Source organism: Litoreibacter sp. GN1-5 (genome assembly GCF_055693805.1).
Genome location: NZ_JBVFUP010000001.1, coordinates 3027719 through 3053686, shown reverse-complemented (window position 1 = coordinate 3053686; position 25968 = coordinate 3027719). Strand labels below are relative to the sequence as shown.

Sequence of the window (25968 nt, the reverse complement as noted above, 5' to 3'; positions counted from 1 at the left end):
GCGAGGCGCAGCAACTGCGCCCCGGCCAAGCCCGATTAGAGGGCTTTATGCTTCTCAATGATCTCCGCAGCCGCTTCGTCAGCCGTAATCTCACCGTCGAGATGTTTGCGGATCACCTCGGACATGATCCGCGCATTTATGACTTTGGATGCTGCATTAAGCTGACCATTCTTGGCCCCCCAACGATCACCAACGACAAGGCCAGCTACGATATTGTCAATCACATCCTGTGGATAGATGTCCGCCAGAGGCGCCTTCCGATCGACCCCTACAGGCAAGGTCGCCCATAGCTTTTCGAACTTGTTAGCGTCTTCAGCATCCCCTTTGCGGATCGGAAATTTACCTTCCGGAGCCATACCAAGCAGGTCGCCATAACCTTGAGCCAAGGAAAACTCGACAAATTCCTGTGCGACTTCCGTGTTGGCATCATTGGTAATACCAAAATACCGCGCATCTGCATAAGCCGATCCATCTGCATTGGACGGCCCCGCAAATGTTGTCACAAAACCCGTCTTTTCGGCCAGCTCACGGCTTTCAGGATCATCGTTGATCGTTGGGGGTGCGCTGTCACGAAGACCAGCAAGCTCATCCATGATAAAGGGCGACCAGATGATCATAGCGGCCTTGCCCGCGAAATACAGCTCACGCGATTGCTCCCAGAATAGCTCACCTTCCGGAGACGCTTCGGCGATGGTTTTGTAGAACTCGATTACCTCTGCCAGCTTTTCTGTGTCTTCATTGACAGAGCCATCATCGTTGATTGGGGAATACCCATTCGCCAGTGAAATATGTTCAATCAGCTGCATCATGTAGGTTTCATCGATCTTGGTCGCGGCAACAAAACCATAGGTTTCTGGCGGGTTGTGCAGCTTTTCGATAGCGGCTGCGATGTTTGCAAATGTAGTTGGCGGCTCCAGCCCTGCTGCTTCGAACAGGTCTTTGCGGTAGACGATCATCTGTGTCCAACCATCAACGGGGACAGAAAGATACTCGCCATCAACCTCGGCCATTCCCAGCGGGCCTGACGCGAATGTATCCGCACCGAGCGCTTCAATTACTTCTGATGCAGCCCCTGCATCAAGAATGCCGGCCTCGTTCCAAGGCAGAAGGAACTGGATAGAGTGATAGATGATGTCAGGCAGATCACCCGCAGCAAAAGCCGCGGTAGCCCGTGTTCCCAGGTCGGTTTCTGTTACAGGAATGATTTCGACTTCATGGCCAGTTGCCGCTTTGAAGTCAGCCGCGACCTTTTCTTGTACGGCAACACGTTCAGGCTGTTCTTCCGGCGTCCAGAACTTGATTGTGTCCGCCTGTGCCATAGCGGTCAGCGATGCAGACAGCATCAGCCCTGCAGATAAAGATTTCATGCGCTTGAAATGCAGATCCATTTCATTCTCCCTTTTTGTGCTGAACCAAGACTTCGTAGCCCGACACTGTTCAGCTTGCGCCGGGGCATATTTGTTCAATGGGTCGCTCTACAATCTGAGTTGATCCTCTTTTGATTTGCGTTCAACGCTCCTTTTTGATGGCTGTTATTTTACCCCCATCAACATTGGTTACATACGATTAGACCAAACCGGTCCGTCTGACTTGCGCCGCAACAATTCTGCGCGGCGCAATTCCTGGAAGTCGCTTGGATTTCCGCCATCAATGATGGCCAGCAACATATCCCCCAGAAGGCGCCCCGAATGCGCTTGCGGCTGCATCATTGTCGTGAGCGGCGGATTTGAGTGCTTACCTATGCTGACACCATCATAGCCAATAACGGACACGTGCTTGCCTGGGATCAGGCCGCGATCCCGGATGGCAGTTAGCGCGCCCAGTGCCTGTGTATCCGTCACACAAAGAAAGGCGGATGGCGGTGCGGCACTGTCAAGCATCGCATCAGCGGCGGCTTGTCCGCCCTCATCGCTTAAATCCGTGATTTGGATCAGCGTTTCATCAACCGCAAGCCCATTGGTTTGCAGGCCCTGCTTATATCCATCAAGACGCATATGCGCAAAATTGTAATATGTCGGTGCCCCAACGAAACCGATCCGCTCATGGCCCAAAGCAACGAGGTGATCCACAGCCTCAATGAAGGCCTTGGTATTGTCGACGTCATACCAAGCATAATCGGCATATTCGTCCGAGCGCCCATGGACGATAAAAGGAAACTTTGCCTCTTTCAGCAGGTTGATCCGCTTATCGACCTTATGCGGACGGGACAATACCACACCGCTAACCCGGCCAGATGTCGTAAGCCTGCGGATCATGGTTTTTTCGTCCTCATTGCCATTGTGTTGCGTGACAAGAAGATCCCATCCGCGCTTGGATAAGGATTGACCCAAGCCTTTCAAAAGCTGAGCGACGAATGGTTCCGATATATTCGAATTCGAGTCCGGCATGATATATGCGACCGCCTCGGCAACACCGGTGGCCAGACGACGTGCGATGGGGTTGGGTTTATAACCAAGCTCATCCGCTGCCTTGCGTACTCTGTCACGGGTTTTCGCGCTGATATCCGCGTAATCGTTCAACGCACGCGAAACTGTTCCTTCTGCAAGCCCCAAATGGTTCGCCAGAATTTTCAAGCTCGTGCGCTTCATGAACGATTCCCCCTTGCGGAATATTTATTCCGAAAGCGCTTTCGGCGCAAGGTAAAGTTACTCAGGAACGCTACCGCCACATAAAGCTACCTTCTATTTATGGACAGATTTCAGGAGAATACTCTGTAGTAAAGCCAATCGGGCAGGAACTGACTTGCCCGGAACATCAAGCCAAACATACGCGGAAAGCTCTTCTTGAAGCTGTCATCATTCATATGTTCGAACATTTCGTTGGCGGCCTCATCGGGGTCCATAATGAACGGCATATTGAAATCGTTCTTGTCGGTCAGCCGTGTCTTGATGAAGCCCGGATTGGCCAATTGAATCTTGATACCTGTATTGCGAAGATCCGCATACATGCTTTCGGCCAGATACATCAGCCCTGCTTTGCTGGCACCGTATCCGACCGCCCCCGGCAACCCGCGAAAGCCGGACAGACTGCCGGTCAGAACGATATGTCCTGCATCACGAGACAACATCGCTGGCAAGGCAGCACCAACGACACGCACAGCACCGGTGAAATTGATATCGCACATTGTTTCGGTCTGCTCTGCATTCCAGTTTTGCGATTTCATGGGCCAATAGACCCCGGCCAGATAAATCAGACCGTCAATCTCACCAACTTCCTGAGCGGCACGTGCGACATCTTCACTGTCGCGCACGTCAACCGAGACGTATGAGGCCCTTCCAGGTAATTCATCACACAGCTCTTTCAGCCTGTCTTCATTACGGGCCGACACAACCACCTCGGCACCCACACGGCTGAGCTTCATTGCAAGGGCGCGGCCCAGACCTTCAGACGCGCCAACCAACCAATAGCGTTTTCCTTGCCAATGTCTCACGCAGCTTCCTTCTTACGCATAGTTGCGACAAGCTCCGCAACTTTGACCCCGTATTTGCGGAACTGACTACGATTCATAATGGTTCCGTTCTCGACCAGATACATCCAGTCCACTGTGTCCAGCTCATGCCCACCGGATTCTTCGGGCAGTTTGATACGGTAATTCAATTGTACCCCCGCGCCCCGCTGTACGCCCTGACCGATGCCAATGACATCAGGCGCTTCTGCGCGGATCGAACCATCATTGCCGAGCGTCAGTTTCCAATACCGGCTTTGCGTAGCCCCGCTGTCATAACGAAACTCCTCGGTCATCGTGCCAATATTGCCGTTCCATGATACATCCATATCCGCCACAAAGCGTGAGGTAACGCGGCCTGTGGGGCCATAGATCATGCCTTCGCACAGGATCGGACCTGCCAAGTGCTTTCTAAGGTCAAACTGCGGTCCCTTATCAGCATAATCTTCTGGTGACTGCGCCAGAAACCCGAACTTGCGGGTCCAGACAAAAACAAGCGAAAGCATGAGGATCATTCCAAGCAAGGCATAGGTGAACGGTTCCATTCTCGTCACTCCTCTAGGGTCGTTGCGCTTAGCAAAGCGATGGCGACCAATTTCAAAGCGCATGGGATCAGCGCGTATAAGATTGTCAGGGTGTTCAATGCAGTCTCAGGATTCGAGGTTGCACCAGATACGAAGCCTGTATTTTCCAACAGGGGCAGCAAAATGATAGCAGCAAAGGCTAGGGTAAACTTCGAGACAAGCGACCAGAGGCCAAAGCCTTGTCCGCCATTAGGCGAAATCACGGCCATCCGTTTCGCAAAAAGCGCAGGCAATAATGTCATGTCAGCGCCGATCGTCGCGCCCGAGACGATACATATCAGAGCAAAAAATGCGACATCCCCCGCGCCAAGGGGCAGAACAAAGCCGAAAGACACAATCGCCATGACCATGGCGAACAGCAGCACGGGTTTTCCCCAAACCGGGCCGCAGCCTTTGCCCATCCTGGCGCTGACAGAGCAGCCGCCAGAAAGAACAGAACCAGCAATGGCCCTTCCCATCCAGGCGCGGCAAGGCGGCTTTCAACGTAGAACAGGAACAGGGTGGAGGACACAGCCAGAGGCGTTGCATTAACCAATGCAAGCATCAGAAGGCGGCGGGCCGTCCTGTCGCCAAGAATTGAACGGATCGGTGTCGGCTCATGTTGGATACGGTCAGACCATTCGGGCAGCATTACAAAGACGGCCAATACGGTAATGCCAGCAAAGCCCGCGGCAAATGCTGTAAACGGTGCGCTTACCATGCCGTCCAGAAGGGTGGGCGTGATCGCTGCGATACAAACGCCAAGCAATGCGCCGGTTTCCCGCCATGCCGCCAACCTTGTGTGGCCACCCGTCAGGTTGCTGGCTTTGGTAATGCCTTGGGCATAAAAGTTGATCGTCAGGAAACTGAATGCGGTGAACAGGCCAGTGATCATCAAGCCAAACCACCAAATAGGTGAAATCGGTGGCGCAACCGCAAACAATCCCAACATCGAAAGCGCAAAGATAGCGCCGCCGATACTCACCGCAATCCTGCGAGTTGCGCCAAGACGCTCGCTCAACCAGCCCAGAAACGGGTCTTGAACTACGTCAAACAGGCGCAGTCCGAATAAAACCGCAGCAAGTGTCGCAAGGCTGACACCATAGGTGTCTGCGTAGAATTTTGGCGCGTAGATATAGATTGGCAGGCCAGCGCCTGACAATACTGCTGCGAACACAGCATAAGCCGAAAGCCTGTCGCCATAGCGTGGGAGAGTTGTGGCTGTCACCGCGACACCTCTTGCGAGGGGGGTGTTGGGCGGGCGCGGTAACGCGCGCCCTTCCACCATAGTTTAAACGCTTGCCAGTGGATCAGCCCAAGCACCCGACGTGAACCGAATGGCCGTCTGAGACAAGCCCGTAGGATTGAGCCATTTGTTAGCGGCTTTCTCTTGCCCGTCAGTGTCGCATAAAGCCCACCATCACCGGCGGTATAGTCGATCCAGATGCCGACAAGATCCTTTCGAATATCAAAACGGAATGTGTAGTCCCCTTCAACGGGCTGAAAGGGCGAGACATGGAATATCTTGCGGGCAGTCAACGTGTCGGACGCCTGAATGGGCCTGCGATCCTCATGCATGCAAAGATAGGAATGACGGTCGCCAAAGGTATTCGTGACTTCCGGGATAACGGCGCGCAGCGCATCATCGGCATCATAGATGAGCCAGAAACTGACCGGATTAAACACATGGCCCATAACGCGAGGTTGTGCCAACAGCTCAATCCGATTTACCAAAGACATTATATTATGTGCCGTCAGGACATCCCGCACCCAATCAACACCGCGCCCCTTTTTAGGGGCTCCGCCATGATCGCTGTCATATAATGAAATCAGATTGCGCCGATTGGACGAAAATAGGGTCGGACCGCTATCGTGCTGCTCAGGGTTTAGAAGGACGTAGTCCACACCATATCGGAACGCATTTTCAACCGCGCCCTTACGCCCGTGAAAAGTTTCACCGGCAATATGGTTGATCCGGGTCACGCGGTAACCTTTTCTCGGGTAGTCGTCGTCATCGCCTCGGCGACTTCTACAGCACTGGCATATCCATCTTCGTGGAAACCGTTTTTCATCCACGCCCCGCAGAACCATGTCCGATTTGTACCATTCATTGCCTGAATTGCTGTCTGGGCCTTTAAAGCTTCGACTGTATAAACAGGATGACGGAACGTGTTGGTGTCGTAGATCAATTCCTCCCGGATGGGCCGGGTTGAGTTCAGTGTAACAAACATCAGATCATCCTGTGGGATTGGCTGAAGCGAATTCATCCAATATGTCAGGTCGATCTTGTCGGACGATTTGTTTTTGTCCTCGCAATACATCCAGCTGGACCAGACCTTGCGGCGCTTTGGCATCAAGGATGTATCCGCATGCAGCACGGCTTCATTTGGTTGATACTTAATGGCTAACAAGGCATTGCGTTCTGCCTCGGATGGATCGGACAGCATGGCTAGACTGTCATCAGAATGAGTGGCGAAAACAACTTCATCAAATCGTTCTGCCACGCCACCAAACGGTGTCACCTCGACACGCGCCCCAACGCGTTTCACTGATTTGATCGGTGCGCCCAAACGCACATCGACCCCTTGGGATCTGATCATTTCCTCCAGCCGCGTAACGTATTCTACAGATCCGCCTTTGACAGTGTACCACTGGTGCTGACCAGAATACCCCAACAACGCGTGGTTTTTCATGAACCGGATCATCGCCTGAGCCGGAAAATTCGCCATGCGCGTGACAGGGGTGGACCAAATCGCACCCGTCAGCGGCAGAAGATAGTGGTCACGAAACCACGACCCTGTTCCGAGGTTGTTCAAAAAATCGGCAATGGAAAGGTCTGGATCGCGTGCGGCGTCAACTGCGTGTGTATTAAAGCGCATTATATCGCGCAGCATCCGCAGAAACTGAGGACGGCTGATATTGCGACGTTGTGCAAAGATTGCATCCATCGATGCAAGGCCATATTCCAGCGATCCGCCATTTATAGATGCCCCGAAGCTCATATTGCTTTTTGTGACGGGAACATCGAGACCCTCAAACAACTTGGTAACGTGCGGGTAGTTTGCCCGGTTGTATACGATAAATCCTGTATCAACCGGTTGATCCCCGTTTTTCCCCGCAATGATTGTGCGGGCATGACCGCCGAGACGTTTTTCGGATTCAAACAGAACAACTCTGTTTGATTTGGATAAAAGATGCGCAGCACCCATCCCAGAAATTCCAGCTCCGATGACAGCAATACGCTTCGGAGCATTAGAAGGGGTCTCAAACGGCATGAAGGTCTCCAGCAAATTAGTCTTTATTGTTCAATACGCTGATCGTTACATAACGGATTAAATTGAAACAGGTGATCCACTTGGTAGTTTACCCCGTAAATAAGATATGTTGAGTTGCACATCAGTTGCCGAGATTGCGAATATTAATCCGAACAGGTCATTTTACACTGGCCGTTCGGAAAAACTTACCGGAACTCGGAATAAAAATCGGGGCGCAGCTCGTATGAAAGAAGATACGCATTGGGTGGATCTGGTTACACGGATACGCTTGTCACAAGACAAAGCGGCATTCGCGGAACTGTTTCGACACTTTGCACCAAGAGTTAAGTCGTTCTTGATAAAATCAGGCACAAATGTCGAAATGGCGGAGGAATGCGCACAAGACGTAATGGCAACACTTTGGCGGAAGGCGCATATGTTTGATCCCAGCCGTGCAAGTGTGGCGACGTGGATATTCACAATTGCGCGTAACCGCCGAATTGACATGTTGCGCAAGCAGCGGCGGCCAGAACCTGATGAGCTGACATGGGGCCCCGAGCCAGAGCCCGATGCTGCCGAGGTGGTGGAGCTACAACAAGAAAGTAAACGGGTATTAGATGCTCTGCATAAATTGCCTGATAAGCAAAAGGATTTGATACAGAAGGCCTATTTCGGTGACTTGTCTCATAGCGAGATTGCGTTAGAGACCGGCCTGCCTCTGGGGACAATCAAATCAAGGATACGATTGGCGCTGGAACGGTTGCGCCATGAAATGAAGTGAGAGCGGGAATGAAACATATTAAACATCATCTCAACGACCAGTTATTGATGGCATATGCAGCCGGGAATATGCCGGAAGCCTTCAGCGTTGTTATCGCATCGCACATTACCATGTGCGATGATTGTCGGGCACGTCTGGGTGCGTTTGAATCTGTTGGTGGTGCAGTCCTTGAAGATCAGTTCGATAGTGAAATGGACGTTGATTTCGAAGCGACCTGCAAACTGATTGATGACATGAACCAGATGCCCATTGTCGTTGAACCTGCGAAGAAAGATGAAGGTATTTTTCCGCATATTCTTCAAGATTATATCGGCGGAGACCTAAGCGCCGTCAACTGGCGGCCCGTGGGTATGGGGGTGCGGCAGGCGATACTTGAGACATCTGATGATGCAACAGTCCGCCTTCTTTATATTCCGGCAGGTGCGGCAGTACCCGATCATGGCCATCGCGGGACCGAGCTGACGCTTGTGTTACAAGGTGCGTTTCGTGATGATGAGCACCGTTTTGGTCCGGGTGATATCGAAATTGCAACCGAGGATATGGAACACACACCGGTTGCAGAAGAAGGTGAGGCTTGCATTTGTTTGGCCGCAACTGACGCCCCATTGAAATTCCGTGGACTGATACCGCGCATCGCACAGCCATTCCTACGGATTTAACGCCAAAGCTATCCATACTTGGAGCATGTGGTCCTGCGCTTGTCGTGGGTCCAACCCACTGGTGGGGTGTGCAAGGTTGCAGTATCCTCACCTGCTTCCATACTCGTGTGCATTCTAATTTGTGCAACTAACACTGGTTTGAGATCATGATGCCAATGAAATCAACGACGCTGGTTTAGGCTACTGAGACTAGGGCAGGGCGGGTTGATACCCCAATCGGAAACCACGCAGCTTGTCCAAAAAGGGGGGTGGGTCCAGCGTTCTCTAGTTGTTTAGTCCCGGCATGTGGTGGGTCGGATCGACATTGAAGCGTTCCGGTTCGGTTGTCCAGATTTTGCAGATGTATTCGAATGGTGTGAGGCCTTGCAGCGTCTTCAATCGGCGTGCGTAATTGTAGGCTGCAATGAAGTCGGTGACGTGCGTTTCAAGCTGTGAATGTGTGTCATAGTGATATCGCTTGACCGTCGCCTCTTTGATTGTCCGGTTCATGCGTTCAACCTGGCCGTTCGTCCACGGATGGTTCACCTTTGTCAGGCGGTGGTCGATCTCGTGCTCGCGACAAACGCGATCAAAGATGTGCTCGAATGCGGATGTGTCCTGTTTGCGATTGGTGAACTGGATGCCGTTATCCGTCAGGATCGTGTGGATCCTGTATGGCACGGCGGCAATTAGATTGCGCAGGAATTGGGCGGCAATCATCTTGCCCGCCTTCTCATGCAGCTCGACATAGGCAAACTTGGAGGTTCGGTCGATGGCCACGAACAAACGGATCTTCCCCTCTCCAGTGCGTACTTCTGCGATGTCAATGTGGAAATAGCCAATCGGGTAACGTTTGAACTTCTTCTTCGGCTTGTCGCCCTCTTCTTCGGCTTGTCGCCCTCGACATCTGGAAGACGGCTGATCCCATGCCGCTGCAAGCACCGATGCAATGATGATCGGGTGAGATGCGGAATGCTGGGCTGCAGCGCATAGAGACAATCATCCAGAGGCAGCAGCGTGTGCCGCCGGAACGCGACGATGACGGCTTCCTCTTCGATGCTGAGAACCGTGGAATGGGCTTCCTTCGGCCCCATAGCAGCGTCTTGAACGCTGTCACGCTTGCGCCACTTTGCGACGGTCTTGACGTTGATGCCCAGTTCCCGACTCAGCGCCGCGTTCGAAGCTTGCGATCGCTGTATGAGAGCTCGGACGGCGTGCGTGGTCTTGGCGCTCCCGTGAAGAATTTGTCCCATAGTTCACCCTTCTGATGGTCACAAATCAGTAGACCACCACATGCCGGGACTAAACACCTAGACCATCGGACCACCAAGTTACAAATTACTACCACTTTGATGTCTCGTTTAACTGGTAAGATAGAAGCCTCAGCAGGAGCGCCACAAACGGACAGGGATCGACAACTCGATTATAAGCCACGCTGTTCGCTAAAGTGCCTCAATCTGGACAGATTATATGGCGAGGTTATACGAAGACGCAGTGTTCTACTGACACCGAAAAGCTGGGACCGCTAAGTGATGAAGAACAATACGAAAAAATACAAGATATTGGGATTTATTGCTCTTGGGATCGTCGGGTTTTTCGTCGCTGAATCATTGTATATGAAATCAGCTTACCGTTTGGAAAGGATCAAATTTTCAACTAGTGAAGCGAATTGCCTTGAACTTGCGAAAACGGCTGAGAGTCTTATGCGCCAACAGCAACGAGACATCGCCACGCATTTGATCCCTGAATATAAAACACTGATCGCGCCCAGTATCGTCAACAGGGTTTTGGAAACCATACCTGCTTCATCGGAGGAAGATCGAGTGCTGGCTGAGAGGCAGTTTGGCATCGATATATTTTTTGAATGCTATCAATCGGATACGATCACGGCAGAAGATCAGCCACTTACAGATGCGATGCTGGATGGCAGTCATGATTATGAAATTTCCGTCGAAGCTTCGACTATTTCAGCATTTGCTACGGAGCTGGTTATCAACACAGATATTCCTTTGCCAGTTGATGTAATGGCCAGTCTTTCAATTAAGGGCCAGAACCCAACGGATTCCTATATCGGCGTGTCACAGCGTGTGACACTGACGTCTCCAAATCAAACCCTAGTTCTTGACGGCACCAGCGAGAATTTACCCGCTGGTGAATATTTGGTCGAAGTTACCTTCTACCCAAGATGGGGAGCCGAAAACGGTCCAAGTATTGCGAAAGAGATCAACCAAGAGATCGTCGGGGTGGCAGAATTGGAGTTGCGTGGCTCTGGTCAAAGTAAGGACCAAGCTGATCAGCGGAATGTTGAACAGCGGTGGGTGATGGAAAATGTGGTGATCGGTACACCTTGGAATGAAAACCGATTTGTAGAACGCTTGGGTGAATATTCAAAAACTGACGCCGATTTGAATCTGCACGACGCCTACTATTTTTCACGATCAGATATGACAATAATTGTTAGACGCTCGGACAGTACAGTAGCGATTTGGCGCTTAGGTCAGGCATTGCGGTGATACACCGTTACACACAACCAACGTGGATGTGAGTCTCAAAATAGGAGTCTCATCTTTAAGATTGACGGCGATCAATTATAGATCATTGAAATTGTTTTATGTGATGATGTCACTGACGTGGTAATTACATCAATGTAATCCATATTCAGAATTTGGGATATCCAGCGCTCGAACATGCACAAAATGCTGGCGCGTTATCCTAAGATCGAATGATACCTTGCCGGCGGAGAATTACATAGTGGCTACACATTTTACACCTTTCGCATCGCTTTTCGGCGGAACATTGATCGGGCTGGCGGCGGTGCTCATGATGCTATTTCTCGGTCGTATCATGGGGGCGACAGGCATTCTGACTGGGTTTTTTGCGCCTGTATCTCTCAAAGATTGGGGTTGGCGCGCGGCGACACTTGCGGGGATGGCCAGCGGTCCAGCGCTGTATCTAATGATTGCCGGCCAAATGCCCGCAATCGAGGTCCCGATCTCGACATCTATGCTGCTGGTCGGTGGGTTCATCGTAGGTATGGGCGTCACCTATGGAAGCGGCTGCACGTCGGGGCATGGTGTGTGTGGTATGGCCCGGCTGTCGCCAAGATTCTATCGTGGCGACCCTGACGTTCATTATCAGCACGGGGGTCACTGTCTTTGTCATTCGTCACATGGTTGGAGGGTAATTCGATGCGTATCCTAGTTGCTTATCTGATTGGCCTTTTGTTTGGTGTCGGAATTTCGATCTCTGGGATGGCAAACCCGGCCAAAGTGTTGAACTTCTTTGATGTCGCCGGAACATGGGACCCTAGCCTGGCTTTTGTTATGGGTGGCGCATTGATCGTGACCTTTATTGGCTATCGGTTCGTCCTGTCTAAATCAGCGCCTCTGCTTGCCCCTAACTTTCATATCCCGGCGAACCGCAAACTGGATAAGCGTTTGATTGGTGGTTCAATCGTGTTCGGAATCGGCTGGGGTATCGCAGGTTTTTGCCCTGGCGGTGCTTTGCCCGCGCTGGGCACCGGACGGATCGAGGTCATCCAGTTTGTTGCAGCCTTGATCGCGGGCGTGTTCGCAGCCAATGCCCTGATGAAATTTACATTAAAACACGGAGAACAAGTATCCACATGACGCATGAAGAGGAGGAAACCATGGCAAACTACCCTGTAAATATGGATGTCCATCCAGATGTGAAAGCGTTCTTTGATGAGGCCACGAATACGATCAGCTATGTGATTAAAGATCCGGCCTCTGATGCTTGCGCAGTGATCGACAGTGTCATGGATATTGACTACGCCGCCGGGCGGATCACCTATGATCATGCGGATGAAATGATCGCCTATATTGAAAGCCACAGCCTGAAACTTGAATGGCTGATCGAGACCCATGTGCATGCAGATCACCTGTCAGCTGCGCCCTACATTCAGGAAAAGCTGGGCGGTAAGGTCGGGGTTGGCCGCAAGATTACGGTTGTTCAGGATGTCTTTGGCAAAATCTTCAACGAAGGAACTGAATTTCAGCGTGATGGCAGCCAGTTTGATGCTTTGTTCGATGATGGGGATACCTATCAGATTGGCACGATGCCCGCTTTCGCCATACATACGCCGGGCCATACGCCGGCGTGTATGGTACATGTGATCGGTGATGCGGCGTTTGTGGGCGATACCCTGTTCATGCCCGATGGTGGCTCGGCCCGTGCAGATTTCCCGGGTGGCGACGCCGGCGAGCTTTACGATTCAATCCAGAAGGTGCTGAGCCTGCCGGATGATATGCGGTTGTTCATCTGCCATGACTATGGGCCTGGCGGGCGCGAGATCATGTGGGAAACCACAGTGGCCGAGGAAAAGACCAACAACATCCATGTGGGCGGCGGCAAAACGCGCGAGGATTTCATCCGCTTCCGGACCGAACGCGACGCACAGCTTGCTGTACCCAAACTGATCATCCCATCCCTGCAAGTGAATATGCGCGCAGGCGAAGTCCCGAAAGACGAGGATGGTAATCCGATGCTCAAAGTCCCTGTGAATGGGCTTTAAGGGCAAATCACAGAGCCTAATCCACCTATTGTCATTATGATTGGAAGTCCGGATATAACCTGAATGGAACGGCCCCCGGATAAGCTACGCAGGATGATCAACAAGGGCTTGCATTGGACCAAACACCATATCCCGCCGGGGCTACGCAGCGTTGTCGGCATATTATTGATCATAGGCGGTATTCTGGGGTTTTTGCCGATATTGGGATTCTGGATGATCCCGCTTGGGGTTGCCGTGATCCTGCTTGATCTGAAGCCGCTGATCCGTCGCCTAAGGCAGTCACAGGATCAGCGGTCTGATAAGAAGTAGCCTCTCAATGCGCCAGCAAAACAGGATGGTCGGTCTGACGGATCAGTGTCTGGGTTGTTCCGCCTAAAAGCAATTGCCGTGTGCGGGATCGCGCATAAGCGCCCATGACAATAAGATCGGACCCTGTCTCAACAGTCTTAGTTACAATCGCTTCGCCCACTTCAACACCACCGCTGGGATATTGTTGAACCATGACCTTGCACCCATGTCGGCTGAGCCATGTTGCCAGACCTGCGCCGTGGTCACTCTGTTGTCCACCTTCATGCGTCTTCGGATCAAAGACGGCCACCGTGACTTCATCCGCCTGCCGTAAGATCGGCAGTGCCCGATGCACAGCACGGGTCGCAGGTTGGCTTCGATCCCAGCAGATAAACGGACGTTTTGCTGTCAAAACCGATTGTATGGAAGCAGCATTCAACGTGACACCAGCGGGCGCATCGAACAACAACCCGCCCAGCACTCTGTTGAAATGGGGCGTCTGATCCGAGAACCCGCGCGGCAGGAAGACATAGTCACACAATGATGCGCGCGCGGCCATTTCATCGTCCAAAAGGGACGCTTCGCAATAGGCGGTGGTCACGTCACCTTGAATGCCAGCCGATTGTAATAACATTTCTATCTGGTTTGCGCGGTCAGCGATGTTTTGACCTTGCTTCTCGTAGGTATCTTCCCAGTCTTTCGGGAATATGATCGGGCCATAAGGCGGTGCGCCATACGCATAAATTGGCAGAGGTTGCGTGACCCCTGTCACAAGCACGGACACATGGATGCCGGGTTGCGGCAAGTCTGCGATCAGAGATTTGATGTCAGCATCGGGTGTTGTGACATCAACGATAATCAGGGCAGTTTCTTTATCCATGGGATTTCCTCTGGTTAAGTCTTGGGTGATATCACCGTTGGCGATTGCAGTCGTTCAATTTATATCGGCGCTGGCGGTTGCGCAATTCTTGCAAAGCGGCGCGTAAGGTACTGCCTCAAGTCGCGCGTGCGAAATCGGCTCACCGCATTCCAGACAGATCCCGTAAGTGCCATTTTCAATCCGACCCAACGCATCTTTTAACAAACGCACTTCTTTCAGGCTGGCATTGCCTAGACTTTCCAACATATCGTCTTGTTCGACCTCGGTTGCATGATCTTCAAAGCCTTTGGTCTTTGGGCTGTCCAACGCATCTTCAATCTCGGCCATGCGAACCCCAAGGTCCTGCAAGCGTTGTTGAATAAGGGTTTTGTAGACGGCATGTTGCGACATGGTGTTTCCTGATCTTATCATTCTGCCACCAGACTATTCTTGAAGAGCCACGTAGGAATTGATTGAGGTCAAATGCCAAGCTGCAACTGATCTTTATCAAAACGCATTTGTCCCAATTTTGAATAATGAGGGTAAATTACAGCGATCCGGGTAGGGCAATGAATTACAAAGATTATTACAAGGTTCTCGGTGTAGACCGCACAGCAAGCGCGGAAGAGATCAAACGCGCCTATCGGAAGCTTGCCCGGAAGTATCATCCGGATGTCAATCCTGACGCCGAAGCACAGTTCAAGGACGTGGGTGAAGCGCATGACGTGCTGTCAGACCCGGAAAAGCGCGCAGCTTACGATCAGTTGGGACAAGACTGGCAGCAAGGTCAGAGCTTTCGCCCGCCACCCGATTGGGATCAGAGCTTCAGTTTCTCCGACAGTGCCCCAGGTATGGATCATGGGGATTTCAGCGATTTCTTTGAGACCCTGTTTCGGCGTGGTGGTAGCGCACAAGGTTTTCGGCAAAGCACTGATATGCACGGTCAGGACCAACATGCGCGCATTACCCTAGACCTTCAGGATGTATTCACCGGGGCTAATCGAACGCTGACCTTACGTATGCCAGAGATCGATACCCAGGGCCGTATGGTGACGCGGGATCGCAATATCTCGGTCAAAATTCCCAAAGGTATCAGCGAGGGTCAACACATCCGCCTGAAAGGCAAGGGTATGCCCGGTTTCGGACAAGCCCCCGCAGGGGACTTGTTTCTAGAGGTCGCTTTCGCGCCGCACCCAGTTTTCCGAATTGACGGGCGTAACCTGTATATGGATCTACCCGTGACCCCGTGGGAGGCCGCTTTGGGCGGTTCCGTCACAATTCCAACGCCGGGCGGTAAGGTTAATATCAAAGTGCCACAAAACGCACGCACTGGCCAAAAGCTGCGTCTGAAAGGACGGGGCCTGCCAGGGGCGCGCTCTGGCGATCTTTATGCTGTGCTCAAGATCGTCAACCCGCCAGTGAAAACCGAAGCTGCGAAAGAATTATACCAGAAAATGGCGCAGGAGCTGAGTTTCGATCCGCGCACCAATATCGGAGGTTGATTTGATGAAAAAGGCTGTCATCCGCGATCATCACAGTGACATTCTCGAAAGCCTGACCCTGCCAGAGCTGTGTCGCTTCTGTGGTGTTGAAACCCATTGGGTCGTTGAGCTGGTCGAATATGGGGTGCTGGAGCCACATGGTTCAAACCCTGACAGGTGGCAATTCATTGGCACTAATATCGTGCGGGCACGCAAAGCGCGTCGTCTCACCCGTGATCTGGGTCTCAATATCGCGGGGGCTGCCATGGTGCTGGAATTGCTGGAAGAGCGCGACCGCCTGCGTCACAGGCTGGCACGATATGAACCGCTATAAAGCCTATTTGCGAAACCGCTTCTTGGACTTTCGATAAAAGCGCCGGTTGGATTCGATAAATTGCTCAATCATCGGCGTCAGAATGCCGGATTGCTGTCCTTTGAGGTAGAAATATCCCGATATAGCCGCAAAGGCGCCGCCCAAAGCGTCTATCATAAGGTCGCCCATCGTATCATCGAGACCTGATTTCTGCATATTCAGACCAAAGCTTTGATCCATGCTGTATTCGAAGATTTCCCAGACTGCGCCCACCGTAATGGCAAGGCAAAAGGCCATAAAGGCAATCGCGCTTGGCGGGGCTGCAAAACGGTCGCCCTCGAACAGCATGAAAATGAACAGGAACCCAATCAACCCAAACCCAACCGCCGAGAAGCCATGCAACGCAAGATCCCACCACCAGACGCGTTCGTAGAAACCAAAGGCCTCGCCCATGAAAATTGATCCGAATATGAACAGCGTCGTGGCCACCAGAAACGGCATTGGCAAAGTGATCTGAAACCGTGAGGCTAGCGCCGCTGGTGCAATGGAAAGCGCAAGCGTTGCGAGCGAGACAAAAGACAGCGACCAGCGCCCCAGAACAAACGACAGCAATGTTGAGGCCGCGAGCATCCCCCATATCACCAGCATGACACGACTTTGGGCCTTGAGTATCTCCATAACCTTTCCTTACGCGCTTTTGCATCCTATCTAAAGAGGATGAAGCATCAGCGTGATTTCCATGCCCTACGTCTGGCAAGCTATAATATTCGCAAGGCCAAGGGGCTTGATCGGCGTCGTGACCCTGCGCGGATATTGCATGTCATCAATACACTGGACGCTGATTTGGTGGCCCTGCAAGAGGCTGATCGCCGTCTGGGTGACAGACCCACAGCAATTCCGCGCAACATGATCGCATCCGAGACGGATTTCGAGGTGCTTCCTCTGGCGCGAAACACCGTCAGCCTTGGGTGGCATGGCAATGCGGTGCTTTTACGTAAAGGGATCAATGTCAAAGGCGTCTCTCATATTGACTTGCCTGGGTTTGAGCCCCGAGGTGCTGTGCGGATTGAGCTGGATTTGCCCCATGAGCTTACCTTGATTGCCACCCATCTTGGGCTTGCGCGGCGGCATCGGCTGCGCCAACTCAGAACCCTTCGCGATAGTGTGGCCGATGCAGATCACGCAGTTATTCTAGGGGATTTCAACGAATGGTCGCCGCATCGCGGACTGGAACCGCTAACGCAGGATTTCACTGTACATGCCCCGGGTCATTCGTTCCACGCTGCACGGCCCGTCGCGGCGCTGGACCGGATTGCGCTATCCCATAATCTTACGCTCAAATCTGCGGGTGTTGAGAAAGGCCCGCTCGCGCGGCGTGCCTCGGATCATCTGCCAATCTGGGCCGATATTACGCTCCCGTCACTTTGAAAACATCACTGGAAACTTTGCATTTCGCAGCAATTCCCGCGTGGCGGCTCCAATGGTGAAATCGTAAATGCGCGAATGACCAAACGCACCGGTTGCAATCATATCAGCGCCTTTTTCAAAGGCTTCTTGGTTCAGAATTTCTGCTACGTTTTTACCGTCCAATGAACGGTGCAAAACGCTGGCTTTCAGGCGGTGACGATCATACATTTCGGCCATCTCATTTGCACTGTGATCCACTAACTCATCGCTTTCCTTCGCACCGATGCGCAGGATCGAGACATCGGCCCTGTCATCGGCAACATTCAATACGTCATGTGCTGCGCGCGTCGCTTCACGTGTGCCGGACCAGCCCAACAGGATTGATGCGCCAATCTCCGGGCCATCATAGTCTTTTGGGACCACCACAACCGGGCGCCCGCTGTCCCGGATTACCCGGTCTTGCACATGGGCCTGATCGGCGCGGTCCCAATCACGGTCTTCCTGCGCCATGATCACCAGATCAGCTGCCCTTGCGCTTTCCAGCATACGATCCGCAGCAGTTGTGGATCTCGCTTTTAACAAGACGCCATTCGCTTACGAAATCTTCGTTATCGGTATGCTTTCGAAAGAGCTTCTCGACCGCCTCTGCCTGCGCCATCTGACTTTTGTTGAATTCAGAGAACGCAGGGCCGGGAACGTGCATTGCGATGCCCGGATAGACCAGAAGTGCCTCGATTGTGTGCAGCCCAATCAGATGCGCTCCGTGTTTGCGCGCTAGCGGAATGGCGAGTTTCAACAAGGTCTCGGCATTATGATCTGTCGTCAGGCATACAAGGATCGTTTTCAGGCCCATTGGGTATCCTCCAAATGCGAAATGTGCGGGCTAAATTACATAGGCCCGCAAGCCTTCTTATTTCTTCGCAATCTTGATTTTCTGTACCGCTGCTTTGGTGTCTGCTGGTTTTGCAATCCGCAGTGTCAAAATGCCATCATCAAACTTCGCCTCCACGGCACCTTCGTCGGGACTAAACCCCAAAGGCACTTGGCGACGGAAGCTACCATAACGGCGTTCGACCAGATGATAGTCCTTTTTACTCTCTTCATGATCACTACTCTTCTGACCCTTTACGATCAGCGTATCGCCAGAAATCGAGATATCCAGATCTTCTTCCTTAACACCAGGGATTTCCGCTGTGATTTCAATGGCCTCATCGGTCTCGGCAATATCAAGCAAAGGCATCAGCTGGCCAGAGCTGCTTGCAACCATTTCGGCCATTGGCATTGGTGGATGATTGCGGAAACGATCCATGAACTCATTCATTTCGCGTTGCAGATTACGGAAGAAGGGGAAGTTGACGCCTCATCCGAGAAGAAGCTTGGCAGATTAGGGCGGGTCATATCGGTCTCCTTTTTTCCCAAAGATTTACGGCGCGGGATTGCGTCACACTAGGACGTAACAAATGGGCAAGGGCTCTTGATTGATCCTTATCAATTCGGTCGCATTTGTCTGAGTTAGAGATAAAGCAAGTACCTGATATGGAGATTTGCCATGCACCGCTTGCATCTGATGTTATGTTTGTTTTTCCTCGGCTCTGCTGCCTATGCAGACACTGTCTCAAACACAAATGGCGACGACAGTTTTGTTGCCGGGTCCGCTGTCACAGAAACATTGACGTCTGAGCGCGACGTTTTCATGGCAGGCCGCGCAATCACTGCCAAAGGGACCGCCGAAGGCGATGCCCATGTCGCAGGGTTTGACGTTGATATCGAAACCGTTACCGGCGCAGATCTTTACGCTGCCGGGGCGACTGTTTCGGTACGTAGCGATGTGGGCGAGGATTTGTCGCTGATGGGTATGACCGTTCGCACCTCACAAAGCTCTGCCACAAAAGGCAATGCCCGAATGCTGGGTGAGACGATCACCATTGACGGCCCTGTGGGTGGAGCCTTGTCTGCAGCCGGACGCGAGGTTGTGCTGAATGCAACTATCGGCGGCGATGTCTGGATTACCGCCAAGACAATTCGGTTTGGTCCGAATGCGAAGATTAATGGCAAGCTGCATTATTCTTCCGAGGACGAAATGGTCGTACCTGAACGCGTCATTCCGCTTGAACGTGTCACATTCGAAAAATTCACCCAATCGCAGGCATTCCGCGACATGCGCGAGACATGGGATATGGAAGAATACCCTATCTTGCCTGGCTTCATGTCGATTTTCGCAGGGTTTCTGGTTTCGCTCGCCTTCTTCATTATCCTTGGGGCGATCTTCCTGACATTTCTGCCAAAGCCCGTTGAGAAGATGCGCAAATCCATTGCTGCACGACCCGGTTTCATCATGCTGGTCGGTGTTATTGGGCTTTCGATGCTGTTCGGTATGATCCCGATCATTGCACTGACCATTGTAGGCCTGCCATTTGTGCCGATTGTCATTCTGGCGATCCTTCTGGCCTGGATGCTTGGGTATGTGCTTGGGGCCTATGCTGTTGCTTTGCGCATCTGGCAAGCCTTCGGCGGGGTAGAAGACCCCAGCAAGGTTGCCAAACTGGTAGCACTTGCCATTGCAGTGATTTGCATCGCGGTGCTGAACTTCATCCCATTCTTCGGCTGGGTCGCTAATTATACGCTTGTTTTATTGGGTGTAGGTGCGATGACCAATGCGCTGTTTGAACGGATGATCGACAGCCCTGCCCCCGCGCGCGATGTTGATATGAACCCTATCGAAGATTGATACCCGTAAAAGGAGAATTCCCATGTCCGCCCAAGGATTGAACGTCATCGATCACACTGTTCAACTGACCCACGAATGGATCAACGAGTTAACCGACCGGCTTGACTGGACGCATCAACGCGATGCCTTGCGATTGATGCGCGTTACGCTCCACCAGATCAGGGATCACCTGAGCTCGGACGAAAGCGCGCAATTCTCTGCACAGCTACCGCTTCTGATCCGGGGGATGTATTTTGAAGGTTGGGTGCCGAAGAGAACCCCGATCAAGGAACGTCGCGCGACAGATTTCTTTACGACAATCGAAGGGCAGCTTGGCGACATCGCCGAATATCGCGGTCATGAGGATATTCAAACTATGTTCAAGCTGCTCAATGCGCGTATCTCGCGCGGCGAAATAGAAGATATCCGTGCCGTTTTACCAGCAGATATCCGCGGACATTGGCCAGAACCGTAAGTAGAGAGGGTTTATTCCCCCTCTGCCAATGCAAGCAAAGCATCAGGTTTCAGGATGATCACCGTCTGGACATTCTCTAATGCGATCACATTGCATTTGCGCAGCTGAGTGATTGTGCGGCTGACGGTTTCAGTGGTCAGACCAAGGAAATCAGCAATATCTGCACGGGACATAGGCAAAGAAATTTGTTTAAACTGACCAAGATTCTCACCCACCCGATCGTTGAGTACACAAAGAAAGGATGCAACCTTCTCGCTGGCGGACTTGCGGCCAAGCATCAAGAAATGATCCTGCATTGCGCTGATTTCCCGTAATGCCGCCTGAAGCAAAGAGCGATGAAGTTTGGTATTGCCCTTGCCCGTCTCAAGCGCAGCTACGGGATGCGAGATAACAGAGGCTTTCGTTAAAGCCTCACAATCGGTGTGGTGCAGCCCATTATTCGGAAAACCTACAATATCACCCGGATATCCGAATGCGATGACTTGGCGGCGTCCATCTTCCATTATGCGCGTCAGGCGCAGTGTGCCGCTAGTGACTTGGTACAAGCGTTCCGCTTCATCACCCTCATGAAACAGGTAAGCGCCGGGTTTGACGCGGTGTTCGGGTTTGGGATTTGAACATTCCGCAATACCAAATTGCGCGGATTTTTCGATGTGTTCGGCAGGTATCGTAACATACATAGTAGCAGCCCCCATTTGTGATCTGGGTAACTTTGCGGAAGACCTGTCACAGCATCATCTTCAGCCACGTATCAATTTGTATCAAATTGTATCAATGGCCCTTAGGGTGTATGAATCCGAAAGATAGCACCCATCTTGAGTCGAAAGATATTCTCAGACAGAGGGGCCGGAAAATGGATATCACGCGCATTCTTGTTGTTGATGACGATCCGAAGATCAGAACCCTTCTGCGAAATTGCCTTGAAGGCGAAGGCTTCGCGGTTCTTGAGGCAGATTGCGCAAAGCAAGTTCTGGATGTGGTCGGCACGACACCCTTGAACCTGATCACCCTGGATATTCATCTGGGCGATGATGACGGCTTCGATATCGCACGAAAACTTCGTAAAACATCGCAGGTGCCAATTATTATGCTGACTGGCAAGGATGATGTAATTGATCGTGTTGTCGGGCTTGAGATTGGGGCGGATGACTATATCACAAAGCCCTTCCATATCCGCGAAGTGCTTGCCCGTGTCCGCGCAGTTCTACGTCGTTATGCAACGCCAACCAGCACCACAATGACCTGTGGCTGCACCCCGCCCTGTACGTGTGGTGCGCCCGAGGCAAGCGAGGTCTACAAGTTGGATGGCTTGACTATCCTTCCCGAACGATTTGAATTTTGGGACCGCAACGGCGAGCAATGTGAGCTGACAAGCGGTGATTTCAAGCTTCTCAACGTATTCCTAAGCCACCCCAAACGTATCCTGTCACGTGAAAAATTGATGGACCTTGTTGGCGGACATGACTGGGCGCCGCTGGATCGCACAATTGACAATCAAGTGGCGCGCCTGCGTAAAAAGATTGAGCGTGACCCCGCCAGCCCAAAGTTGATCAAGACGGTGCGCGGCGTTGGATATACGCTGGTAGAAGATGTCACTATGGGGAAACCTCAGGTTTCAGCTAATAGTGCATGAAGGCTACGCGCCAGATCGGATTGGCGGTACGGTTTATGGAGTATAGGCAAGCTTGGCTCAGCCTCGGATTGCAGCAAGTCGCTTGCATATCCAGATGTTAGCAACACCTTGATATTTGGAAATTCTTGCTGAGCTTTTTGCGCCAAATCGTACCCGTTCAAGGTTCCTGGCATTATCAAATCCGTGAAAATCAGATCGACCTGCGCCCCATCTTTCAACACCGCGTAGGCTTCATCGGCGTTTTCGACTGCAAGCGCTGTGAACCCAAGGTCATCAATACGCTCTACGGATAGCTTGCGCACTTTCGGATCATCCTCGACGATTAAAATCGTCTGACCACGCCCGCGCGGTGCCGCACTGACAGGGCTATCTGCCAGCATATCAGCTCTTTCCCTAAGCACGGGGAAATAAAGGTTGAAAGTCGTGCCATGACCGATCTCGCTGTAAAGTGTGATATACCCACCAGACTGCCGCACGAAGCCGTAGACCATTGCAAGACCCAGCCCGGTGCCTTTACCGCTGGGCTTGGTTGTAAAGAACGGCTCAAACGCACGACGCTGTGCTTCAAGTCCCATGCCTTCACCAGTATCTGTCACAGATAGGCATACATATACACCACGCGCGATATCGATTTCCTGTGCCATGTAGTCATCATCAATAACAACATTGGACAACCCAAAGCTTAGGACGCCGCCATCTGGCATGGCATCACGCGCATTCATCAACAGATTAATCAAGGCGCTTTGAACCTGTGTGGCATCCGCATACGTCAGTTCAATATCATCAGAGAATTGTGTCTCGATCCGGTATTTCGAGCCCAACGTGTGTTTCATTAAGGTGATCGTTGCTTGACAAAGCTCTCGCAGGTCCAGCACTTCTGGGCTTAGATCGCTCTTGCGGGCGAAAACCATAAGGCGCGACGTCAGGTCCGAGCCAAGCTCTGCAGCCTCCAGAGCGTCCTTGATCAGTTTGCTCTGTGCCTCATCACTGATCCGCATATCCAACAATTCAAGATTACCGATCACTACCGTCAGAAGATTGTTGAAATCATGGGCAATCCCACCAGTCATCTGTCCAACGGCGTCCAGCCGCTGTGAACGGGACAGCGCTGCCTCCGTCGCGCGTCTGCGCGTCAGATCATGCATAATCGCGATGAATTTGGTCTTGCCGTTGATATTTGCCCGCCCAACGGACAGATGCAGTGGAAAGACAGTGCCATCCTTGCTTAGGCCCTCGACCTCGCGGCCGATATCAATGATCCTTTTTTCACCTGTATTCAGATGATGCGCCATAAATCCATCATGCAAGCGGGCCAACGCTTCGGGCATTAGCATGTTGACCTTTTGCCCAAGTATCTCATCCACTTTGTACCCAAAAAGCTGGCCTGCTGCACGGTTGGCTCTAATGATCTCGCCTTTGCGGTTTGACACAATGATCGCATCCACTGCCGCATCCAAAACAGCATTCAGCAGAGCAGCATCATCATGGGTGCCGTGCGCATCAGTCATGACCGTGAATGTGTCACCAAACGCACCTTCTGAGCAAGGCTCACTGACTAGGCGTGCCGTGCTGTGCCATCTGGCTCAGATATCGCTCATGTGGGTGCTGTGGTTTTGAATGTTGGGCCGGATGTGTTGAGTTCCTGAAGGATTGCAAGATAACCCAGAAAATCCGAGAGAGTTATGACACCCAAAAGGTGATGCTCATCTGCCACCAGAAATTTGCGTTGGCCCGTCTCGGTCATGCGTTGCATCAGCGCTTCGGCAGACAGGTCTTGCGAAACGGTGTTATCCTCATTCAGCTCATAGAATACATCGCCAACCTGAGATGTTGGCCAGTTCTCCCGGTCTATCTTCGCTAGAACCCCGCCATCGATATACCCAAGAAGCACGCCATCTTCGACCACTGGCACAAAACTGGTCCGGTGGCGCAGCATCACCTGATTGACCAGTGCTGCAAGGCTTTGGTCAGGATCCACGGTCACGACATCGCGGGTCATCATCGCAGCGACTGTTTTGTTCTGAAAAGCTGATTTCATTACCTGATGCTGGTACGTTGTACGCGCGACAGTCAGCAGGAAGAACCCGATGAAAACCTGCCATAACCCGGCGATTTCTCGTCCTTGAAACAGCGACAGTACGCCCAGCCCCATCAGCATATAGGCAAACGCCGTCCCCGCCTGCGCCGCTTTGCGTGTTGCTTCCAGAAGATTACCGCTCCGGTTCCACAAATAGGCCCGAAGAATGCGCCCACCGTCCAGCGGAAAAGCCGGAACCAGATTAAACAGTGCAAGGATCAGGTTAACGGTAGACAGGTAGCTTAGCACATCTGTCAACGCATTGGACGTGGGCGAAATCAGCGCCAGGAACCCAAAGCCCAACCATAGCGCAAAGCTCATGGCAGGCCCGGCAACTGCTATCCAGAATTCTTCCCCTGCAGTTTTGGGTTCGCCGCCCAATTCGGCAATGCCGCCGAAGATAAACAACGTGATGCCCTTGATCTCTACCCCGAAGCGGCGTGCCACAAGCGAATGGGCAAGCTCATGCAGGACCAAGGATGCAAAGAAGGCCAGCATCGCACCTATAGCCATTCCATAATAAGTTCGGGGGTCAAGGTCAGGTCGCACTTGTGGGAAAAGCTGTGTCGCAAGACTCCAAACGATTAAGGTCGCGATCAATACCCAGCTTGGATCAAGCTTGATATCAAAGCCATAGAGCGTGAAGATTTTGACAGAACGAGAGAACATAAGGACACCTCAATCACTGGCAAAATAATAACGCCCGCCGGAGAGCCCTGAATTGATATTACTCAAGCGGCACAAAGCATCAGACATGGAAAAGCGTACCGACATAATAGGCGATGCCGGCGGCGATTGCTCCGATCACTAAGGTCTCACCGCCAGACCGCCACCATGGTGCAAGCGACCAGCGACTTTTCACAGCGCCAATAGCAAAAAATACCAATGCAGTGCTAAAAATGGCTATGGTAAAAGCGTTGGCCAGTCCTAAAACAAACGGCAAAAGCGGCACGCTGCCCGCAATCAAAAAGGCAATGAAAGTCGCGATTGCGGCCCTTAGCGGCCGCGGCTGGTCCAGCGTCAGACCATATTCGTCCGTAAGCATTATCTCGATCCATTTCTCGCGGTTCGACGAAATTGCGTGGGTGGCTTCGGTCAATACCTGGCCAGACAATCCACGCAACTGAAGGATCTGGCGCAGTTCTTCGCGCTCTCCGTCTGGTTCTTCGATGATGTGGCGTTCCTCAATGGCCCGCAGGCGGTGGCGGTCGTCCAGATCAGCCTTGGTGCCTGAGTAATTCCCCGCTGCCATGGAAAACCCATCCGCTAGAATATTGGCAATTCCAAGTGCCACGATAATTGACGGCGCAAGCCCTGCGCCCTGAACGCCAGCAACAATGGCAAAGGTTGTGACGGCCCCGTCGATACCGCCATAGATCATATCGCGCAAATATCGCCCTTGCGTGCCGGGCGCGAGCCGCGCCGCAATCTCTTCCTTGGAATGTCCGTGTTCCAGTGCCATTGCCACAACACTTGCCTATCTGTGCCGCGCCCGCCTTGACGCAAATCAAAG

The 25968-nt window shown here is 52.3% G+C and carries 29 protein-coding genes and 2 pseudogenes; 13 read left to right on the top strand and 18 right to left on the bottom strand.

Annotated elements, in window-relative coordinates:
* Nucleotides 1-35 precede the first annotated feature (35 nt).
* The 7 genes and pseudogenes from ACZ1HF_RS15280 to ACZ1HF_RS15250 all read right to left on the bottom strand — a co-directional run bounded on the left by ACZ1HF_RS15280 (nt 36) and on the right by ACZ1HF_RS15250 (nt 7283).
* Complete coding sequence (locus ACZ1HF_RS15280; protein WP_472658322.1) at nt 36-1388, bottom strand: ABC transporter substrate-binding protein; 1353 nt, start codon at nt 1386-1388, stop codon at nt 36-38.
* 168 nt (nt 1389-1556) lie between these two features.
* A complete protein-coding gene (locus tag ACZ1HF_RS15275) occupies nt 1557-2588 on the bottom strand; it encodes a LacI family DNA-binding transcriptional regulator (protein ID WP_472658321.1) in 1032 nt (343 codons plus the stop codon).
* Between the two features lie 110 nt (nt 2589-2698).
* A complete protein-coding gene (locus ACZ1HF_RS15270) occupies nt 2699-3430 on the bottom strand; it encodes an SDR family NAD(P)-dependent oxidoreductase (protein WP_472658320.1) in 732 nt (243 codons plus the stop codon).
* A complete protein-coding gene (locus ACZ1HF_RS15265; protein WP_472658319.1) occupies nt 3427-3990 on the bottom strand; it encodes a DUF3833 domain-containing protein in 564 nt (187 codons plus the stop codon). Before ACZ1HF_RS15265 ends, ACZ1HF_RS15270 begins: the two co-directional genes overlap by 4 nt.
* Before the next feature lie 5 nt (nt 3991-3995).
* Nucleotides 3996-5296: pseudogene (locus ACZ1HF_RS15260) on the bottom strand (MFS transporter).
* Nucleotides 5233-5991, bottom strand: coding sequence for a DUF1365 domain-containing protein (locus tag ACZ1HF_RS15255; RefSeq protein WP_472658318.1), 759 nt, complete (start codon nt 5989-5991; stop codon nt 5233-5235). Before ACZ1HF_RS15255 ends, ACZ1HF_RS15260 begins: the two are co-directional and overlap by 64 nt.
* Nucleotides 5988-7283 (bottom strand): NAD(P)/FAD-dependent oxidoreductase, encoded by a 1296-nt coding sequence (locus tag ACZ1HF_RS15250; protein WP_472658317.1) that lies wholly within the window; start codon nt 7281-7283, stop codon nt 5988-5990. Before ACZ1HF_RS15250 ends, ACZ1HF_RS15255 begins: the two co-directional genes overlap by 4 nt.
* 223 nt (nt 7284-7506) lie before the next feature.
* Here ACZ1HF_RS15250 and ACZ1HF_RS15245 point away from each other — a divergent pair, with 223 nt between their 5' ends.
* Both ACZ1HF_RS15245 and ACZ1HF_RS15240 read left to right on the top strand, forming a co-directional pair.
* Nucleotides 7507-8043 carry a sigma-70 family RNA polymerase sigma factor gene (locus ACZ1HF_RS15245; RefSeq protein WP_472658316.1) on the top strand — a complete coding sequence of 179 codons (537 nt, stop codon included), beginning with the start codon at nt 7507-7509 and terminating at the stop codon, nt 8041-8043.
* Nucleotides 8044-8051: 8 nt separating this feature from the next.
* On the top strand, nt 8052-8702 hold the full coding sequence (locus ACZ1HF_RS15240; protein ID WP_472658315.1) for a ChrR family anti-sigma-E factor: 651 nt from the start codon (nt 8052-8054) through the stop codon (nt 8700-8702).
* 264 nt (nt 8703-8966) lie between these two features.
* Here the strand turns inward: ACZ1HF_RS15240 and ACZ1HF_RS15235 are convergent.
* Nucleotides 8967-9934, bottom strand: a pseudogene (locus ACZ1HF_RS15235) (IS481 family transposase).
* Nucleotides 9935-10210: 276 nt separating this feature from the next.
* Between ACZ1HF_RS15235 and ACZ1HF_RS15230 the strand changes: the two are divergent.
* The 5 genes from ACZ1HF_RS15230 (at nt 10211) to ACZ1HF_RS15210 (ending at nt 13524) form a co-directional block, all read left to right on the top strand.
* Complete coding sequence (locus ACZ1HF_RS15230) at nt 10211-11194, top strand: hypothetical protein (RefSeq protein ID WP_472658314.1); 984 nt, start codon at nt 10211-10213, stop codon at nt 11192-11194.
* A 238-nt stretch (nt 11195-11432) separates the two neighbouring features.
* The gene (locus ACZ1HF_RS15225; protein WP_472658313.1) at nt 11433-11882 is read left to right on the top strand and encodes a YeeE/YedE family protein; all 450 of its coding nucleotides are present in this window, start codon (nt 11433-11435) and stop codon (nt 11880-11882) included.
* Complete coding sequence (locus ACZ1HF_RS15220; protein WP_472658312.1) at nt 11870-12310, top strand: DUF6691 family protein; 441 nt, start codon at nt 11870-11872, stop codon at nt 12308-12310. The genes ACZ1HF_RS15225 and ACZ1HF_RS15220 overlap by 13 nt, the downstream gene beginning before the upstream one ends.
* A gap of 20 nt (nt 12311-12330) precedes the next feature.
* A complete protein-coding gene (locus ACZ1HF_RS15215; RefSeq protein ID WP_472658311.1) occupies nt 12331-13215 on the top strand; it encodes an MBL fold metallo-hydrolase in 885 nt (294 codons plus the stop codon).
* Between the two features lie 63 nt (nt 13216-13278).
* Nucleotides 13279-13524: a hypothetical protein gene (locus ACZ1HF_RS15210; protein ID WP_472658310.1), complete on the top strand. Its 246-nt coding sequence runs from the start codon at nt 13279-13281 to the stop codon at nt 13522-13524.
* Between the two features lie 4 nt (nt 13525-13528).
* Here the strand turns inward: ACZ1HF_RS15210 and ACZ1HF_RS15205 are convergent, their stop codons facing one another.
* Together ACZ1HF_RS15205 and ACZ1HF_RS15200 are read right to left on the bottom strand one after the other, a co-directional pair.
* Nucleotides 13529-14383 carry a universal stress protein gene (locus ACZ1HF_RS15205; RefSeq protein WP_472658309.1) on the bottom strand — a complete coding sequence of 285 codons (855 nt, stop codon included), beginning with the start codon at nt 14381-14383 and terminating at the stop codon, nt 13529-13531.
* Nucleotides 14384-14437: 54 nt separating this feature from the next.
* Complete coding sequence (locus ACZ1HF_RS15200; RefSeq protein ID WP_472658308.1) at nt 14438-14773, bottom strand: TraR/DksA family transcriptional regulator; 336 nt, start codon at nt 14771-14773, stop codon at nt 14438-14440.
* A 158-nt stretch (nt 14774-14931) separates the two neighbouring features.
* Between ACZ1HF_RS15200 and ACZ1HF_RS15195 the strand changes: the two genes are divergently transcribed.
* Both ACZ1HF_RS15195 and ACZ1HF_RS15190 read left to right on the top strand, forming a co-directional pair.
* Nucleotides 14932-15864, top strand: coding sequence for a DnaJ C-terminal domain-containing protein (locus ACZ1HF_RS15195; RefSeq protein WP_472658307.1), 933 nt, complete (start codon nt 14932-14934; stop codon nt 15862-15864).
* A 4-nt stretch (nt 15865-15868) separates the two neighbouring features.
* Entirely contained in the window at nt 15869-16177 is a 309-nt protein-coding gene (locus ACZ1HF_RS15190) for a chaperone modulator CbpM (RefSeq protein ID WP_472658306.1), read from the top strand.
* A 3-nt stretch (nt 16178-16180) separates the two neighbouring features.
* Here ACZ1HF_RS15190 and ACZ1HF_RS15185 read toward each other — a convergent pair whose 3' ends face one another.
* Nucleotides 16181-16834: a DUF2238 domain-containing protein gene (locus ACZ1HF_RS15185; protein WP_472658305.1), complete on the bottom strand. Its 654-nt coding sequence runs from the start codon at nt 16832-16834 to the stop codon at nt 16181-16183.
* A gap of 39 nt (nt 16835-16873) precedes the next feature.
* On the opposite strand from ACZ1HF_RS15185, the gene ACZ1HF_RS15180 reads away from it, so the two are divergent.
* Nucleotides 16874-17584, top strand: a complete 711-nt coding sequence (locus ACZ1HF_RS15180; RefSeq protein WP_472658304.1) for an endonuclease/exonuclease/phosphatase family protein — start codon at nt 16874-16876, stop codon at nt 17582-17584.
* Here ACZ1HF_RS15180 and ACZ1HF_RS15175 read toward each other — a convergent pair.
* Genes ACZ1HF_RS15175 through ACZ1HF_RS15165 form a run of 3 tightly spaced genes read right to left on the bottom strand, consistent with a single transcriptional unit; the run spans nt 17576 to nt 18872 of the window.
* Entirely contained in the window at nt 17576-18109 is a 534-nt protein-coding gene (locus tag ACZ1HF_RS15175; RefSeq protein ID WP_472658303.1) for a universal stress protein, read from the bottom strand. The two genes, ACZ1HF_RS15180 and ACZ1HF_RS15175, sit on opposite strands and share 9 nt — an antisense overlap.
* Nucleotides 18084-18416 carry a universal stress protein gene (locus ACZ1HF_RS15170; protein WP_472658302.1) on the bottom strand — a complete coding sequence of 111 codons (333 nt, stop codon included), beginning with the start codon at nt 18414-18416 and terminating at the stop codon, nt 18084-18086. Before ACZ1HF_RS15170 ends, ACZ1HF_RS15175 begins: the two co-directional genes overlap by 26 nt.
* Nucleotides 18417-18473: 57 nt before the next feature.
* A complete protein-coding gene (locus ACZ1HF_RS15165; protein ID WP_472658301.1) occupies nt 18474-18872 on the bottom strand; it encodes an Hsp20/alpha crystallin family protein in 399 nt (132 codons plus the stop codon).
* A gap of 240 nt (nt 18873-19112) precedes the next feature.
* Here ACZ1HF_RS15165 and ACZ1HF_RS15160 point away from each other — a divergent pair, with 240 nt between their 5' ends.
* Nucleotides 19113-20291, top strand: a complete 1179-nt coding sequence (locus ACZ1HF_RS15160) for a DUF8173 domain-containing protein (RefSeq protein WP_472658300.1) — start codon at nt 19113-19115, stop codon at nt 20289-20291.
* A 22-nt stretch (nt 20292-20313) separates the two neighbouring features.
* Nucleotides 20314-20745, top strand: a complete 432-nt coding sequence (locus ACZ1HF_RS15155; protein ID WP_472658299.1) for a DUF2267 domain-containing protein — start codon at nt 20314-20316, stop codon at nt 20743-20745.
* Between the two features lie 11 nt (nt 20746-20756).
* On the opposite strand, the gene ACZ1HF_RS15150 is transcribed toward ACZ1HF_RS15155, so the two are convergent.
* Entirely contained in the window at nt 20757-21425 is a 669-nt protein-coding gene (locus ACZ1HF_RS15150) for a helix-turn-helix domain-containing protein (RefSeq protein ID WP_472658298.1), read from the bottom strand.
* A gap of 173 nt (nt 21426-21598) precedes the next feature.
* On the opposite strand from ACZ1HF_RS15150, the gene ACZ1HF_RS15145 reads away from it, so the two are divergent.
* Nucleotides 21599-22378, top strand: coding sequence for a response regulator (locus ACZ1HF_RS15145; RefSeq protein ID WP_472658297.1), 780 nt, complete (start codon nt 21599-21601; stop codon nt 22376-22378).
* Here the strand turns inward: ACZ1HF_RS15145 and ACZ1HF_RS15140 are convergent.
* From ACZ1HF_RS15140 to ACZ1HF_RS15130, 3 genes are all read right to left on the bottom strand, one after another.
* Nucleotides 22354-23886: a PAS domain S-box protein gene (locus ACZ1HF_RS15140; protein WP_472658296.1), complete on the bottom strand. Its 1533-nt coding sequence runs from the start codon at nt 23884-23886 to the stop codon at nt 22354-22356. The two genes, ACZ1HF_RS15145 and ACZ1HF_RS15140, sit on opposite strands and share 25 nt — an antisense overlap.
* A gap of 86 nt (nt 23887-23972) precedes the next feature.
* Nucleotides 23973-25124, bottom strand: coding sequence for a site-2 protease family protein (locus tag ACZ1HF_RS15135; protein WP_472658295.1), 1152 nt, complete (start codon nt 25122-25124; stop codon nt 23973-23975).
* A gap of 79 nt (nt 25125-25203) precedes the next feature.
* On the bottom strand, nt 25204-25917 hold the full coding sequence (locus tag ACZ1HF_RS15130) for a VIT1/CCC1 transporter family protein (RefSeq protein ID WP_472658294.1): 714 nt from the start codon (nt 25915-25917) through the stop codon (nt 25204-25206).
* Between the last annotated feature and the right edge of the window lie 51 nt (nt 25918-25968).

What these genes read in the sequence shown, in the direction of transcription:
- ACZ1HF_RS15130 (WP_472658294.1), bottom strand. Translation starts at nt 25,917, where the DNA reads ATGGCACTGGAACACGGACATTCCAAGGAAGAGATTGCGGCGCGGCTC.
- ACZ1HF_RS15175 (WP_472658303.1), bottom strand. Translation starts at nt 18,109, where the DNA reads ATGCTGGAAAGCGCAAGGGCAGCTGATCTGGTGATCATGGCGCAGGAA.
- ACZ1HF_RS15200 (WP_472658308.1), bottom strand. Translation starts at nt 14,773, where the DNA reads ATGTCGCAACATGCCGTCTACAAAACCCTTATTCAACAACGCTTGCAG.
- ACZ1HF_RS15220 (WP_472658312.1), top strand. Translation starts at nt 11,870, where the DNA reads ATGCGTATCCTAGTTGCTTATCTGATTGGCCTTTTGTTTGGTGTCGGA.
- ACZ1HF_RS15170 (WP_472658302.1), bottom strand. Translation starts at nt 18,416, where the DNA reads ATGGGCCTGAAAACGATCCTTGTATGCCTGACGACAGATCATAATGCC.
- ACZ1HF_RS15215 (WP_472658311.1), top strand. Translation starts at nt 12,331, where the DNA reads ATGGCAAACTACCCTGTAAATATGGATGTCCATCCAGATGTGAAAGCG.
- ACZ1HF_RS15195 (WP_472658307.1), top strand. Translation starts at nt 14,932, where the DNA reads ATGAATTACAAAGATTATTACAAGGTTCTCGGTGTAGACCGCACAGCA.
- ACZ1HF_RS15265 (WP_472658319.1), bottom strand. Translation starts at nt 3,990, where the DNA reads ATGGAACCGTTCACCTATGCCTTGCTTGGAATGATCCTCATGCTTTCG.
- ACZ1HF_RS15180 (WP_472658304.1), top strand. Translation starts at nt 16,874, where the DNA reads ATGAAGCATCAGCGTGATTTCCATGCCCTACGTCTGGCAAGCTATAAT.
- ACZ1HF_RS15160 (WP_472658300.1), top strand. Translation starts at nt 19,113, where the DNA reads ATGCACCGCTTGCATCTGATGTTATGTTTGTTTTTCCTCGGCTCTGCT.
- ACZ1HF_RS15140 (WP_472658296.1), bottom strand. Translation starts at nt 23,886, where the DNA reads ATGACTGATGCGCACGGCACCCATGATGATGCTGCTCTGCTGAATGCT.
- ACZ1HF_RS15190 (WP_472658306.1), top strand. Translation starts at nt 15,869, where the DNA reads ATGAAAAAGGCTGTCATCCGCGATCATCACAGTGACATTCTCGAAAGC.
- ACZ1HF_RS15210 (WP_472658310.1), top strand. Translation starts at nt 13,279, where the DNA reads ATGGAACGGCCCCCGGATAAGCTACGCAGGATGATCAACAAGGGCTTG.
- ACZ1HF_RS15155 (WP_472658299.1), top strand. Translation starts at nt 20,314, where the DNA reads ATGTCCGCCCAAGGATTGAACGTCATCGATCACACTGTTCAACTGACC.
- ACZ1HF_RS15185 (WP_472658305.1), bottom strand. Translation starts at nt 16,834, where the DNA reads ATGGAGATACTCAAGGCCCAAAGTCGTGTCATGCTGGTGATATGGGGG.
- ACZ1HF_RS15145 (WP_472658297.1), top strand. Translation starts at nt 21,599, where the DNA reads ATGGATATCACGCGCATTCTTGTTGTTGATGACGATCCGAAGATCAGA.
- ACZ1HF_RS15250 (WP_472658317.1), bottom strand. Translation starts at nt 7,283, where the DNA reads ATGCCGTTTGAGACCCCTTCTAATGCTCCGAAGCGTATTGCTGTCATC.
- ACZ1HF_RS15275 (WP_472658321.1), bottom strand. Translation starts at nt 2,588, where the DNA reads ATGAAGCGCACGAGCTTGAAAATTCTGGCGAACCATTTGGGGCTTGCA.
- ACZ1HF_RS15165 (WP_472658301.1), bottom strand. Translation starts at nt 18,872, where the DNA reads ATGGATCGTTTCCGCAATCATCCACCAATGCCAATGGCCGAAATGGTT.
- ACZ1HF_RS15280 (WP_472658322.1), bottom strand. Translation starts at nt 1,388, where the DNA reads ATGGATCTGCATTTCAAGCGCATGAAATCTTTATCTGCAGGGCTGATG.
- ACZ1HF_RS15240 (WP_472658315.1), top strand. Translation starts at nt 8,052, where the DNA reads ATGAAACATATTAAACATCATCTCAACGACCAGTTATTGATGGCATAT.
- ACZ1HF_RS15135 (WP_472658295.1), bottom strand. Translation starts at nt 25,124, where the DNA reads ATGTTCTCTCGTTCTGTCAAAATCTTCACGCTCTATGGCTTTGATATC.
- ACZ1HF_RS15245 (WP_472658316.1), top strand. Translation starts at nt 7,507, where the DNA reads ATGAAAGAAGATACGCATTGGGTGGATCTGGTTACACGGATACGCTTG.
- ACZ1HF_RS15205 (WP_472658309.1), bottom strand. Translation starts at nt 14,383, where the DNA reads ATGGATAAAGAAACTGCCCTGATTATCGTTGATGTCACAACACCCGAT.
- ACZ1HF_RS15150 (WP_472658298.1), bottom strand. Translation starts at nt 21,425, where the DNA reads ATGTATGTTACGATACCTGCCGAACACATCGAAAAATCCGCGCAATTT.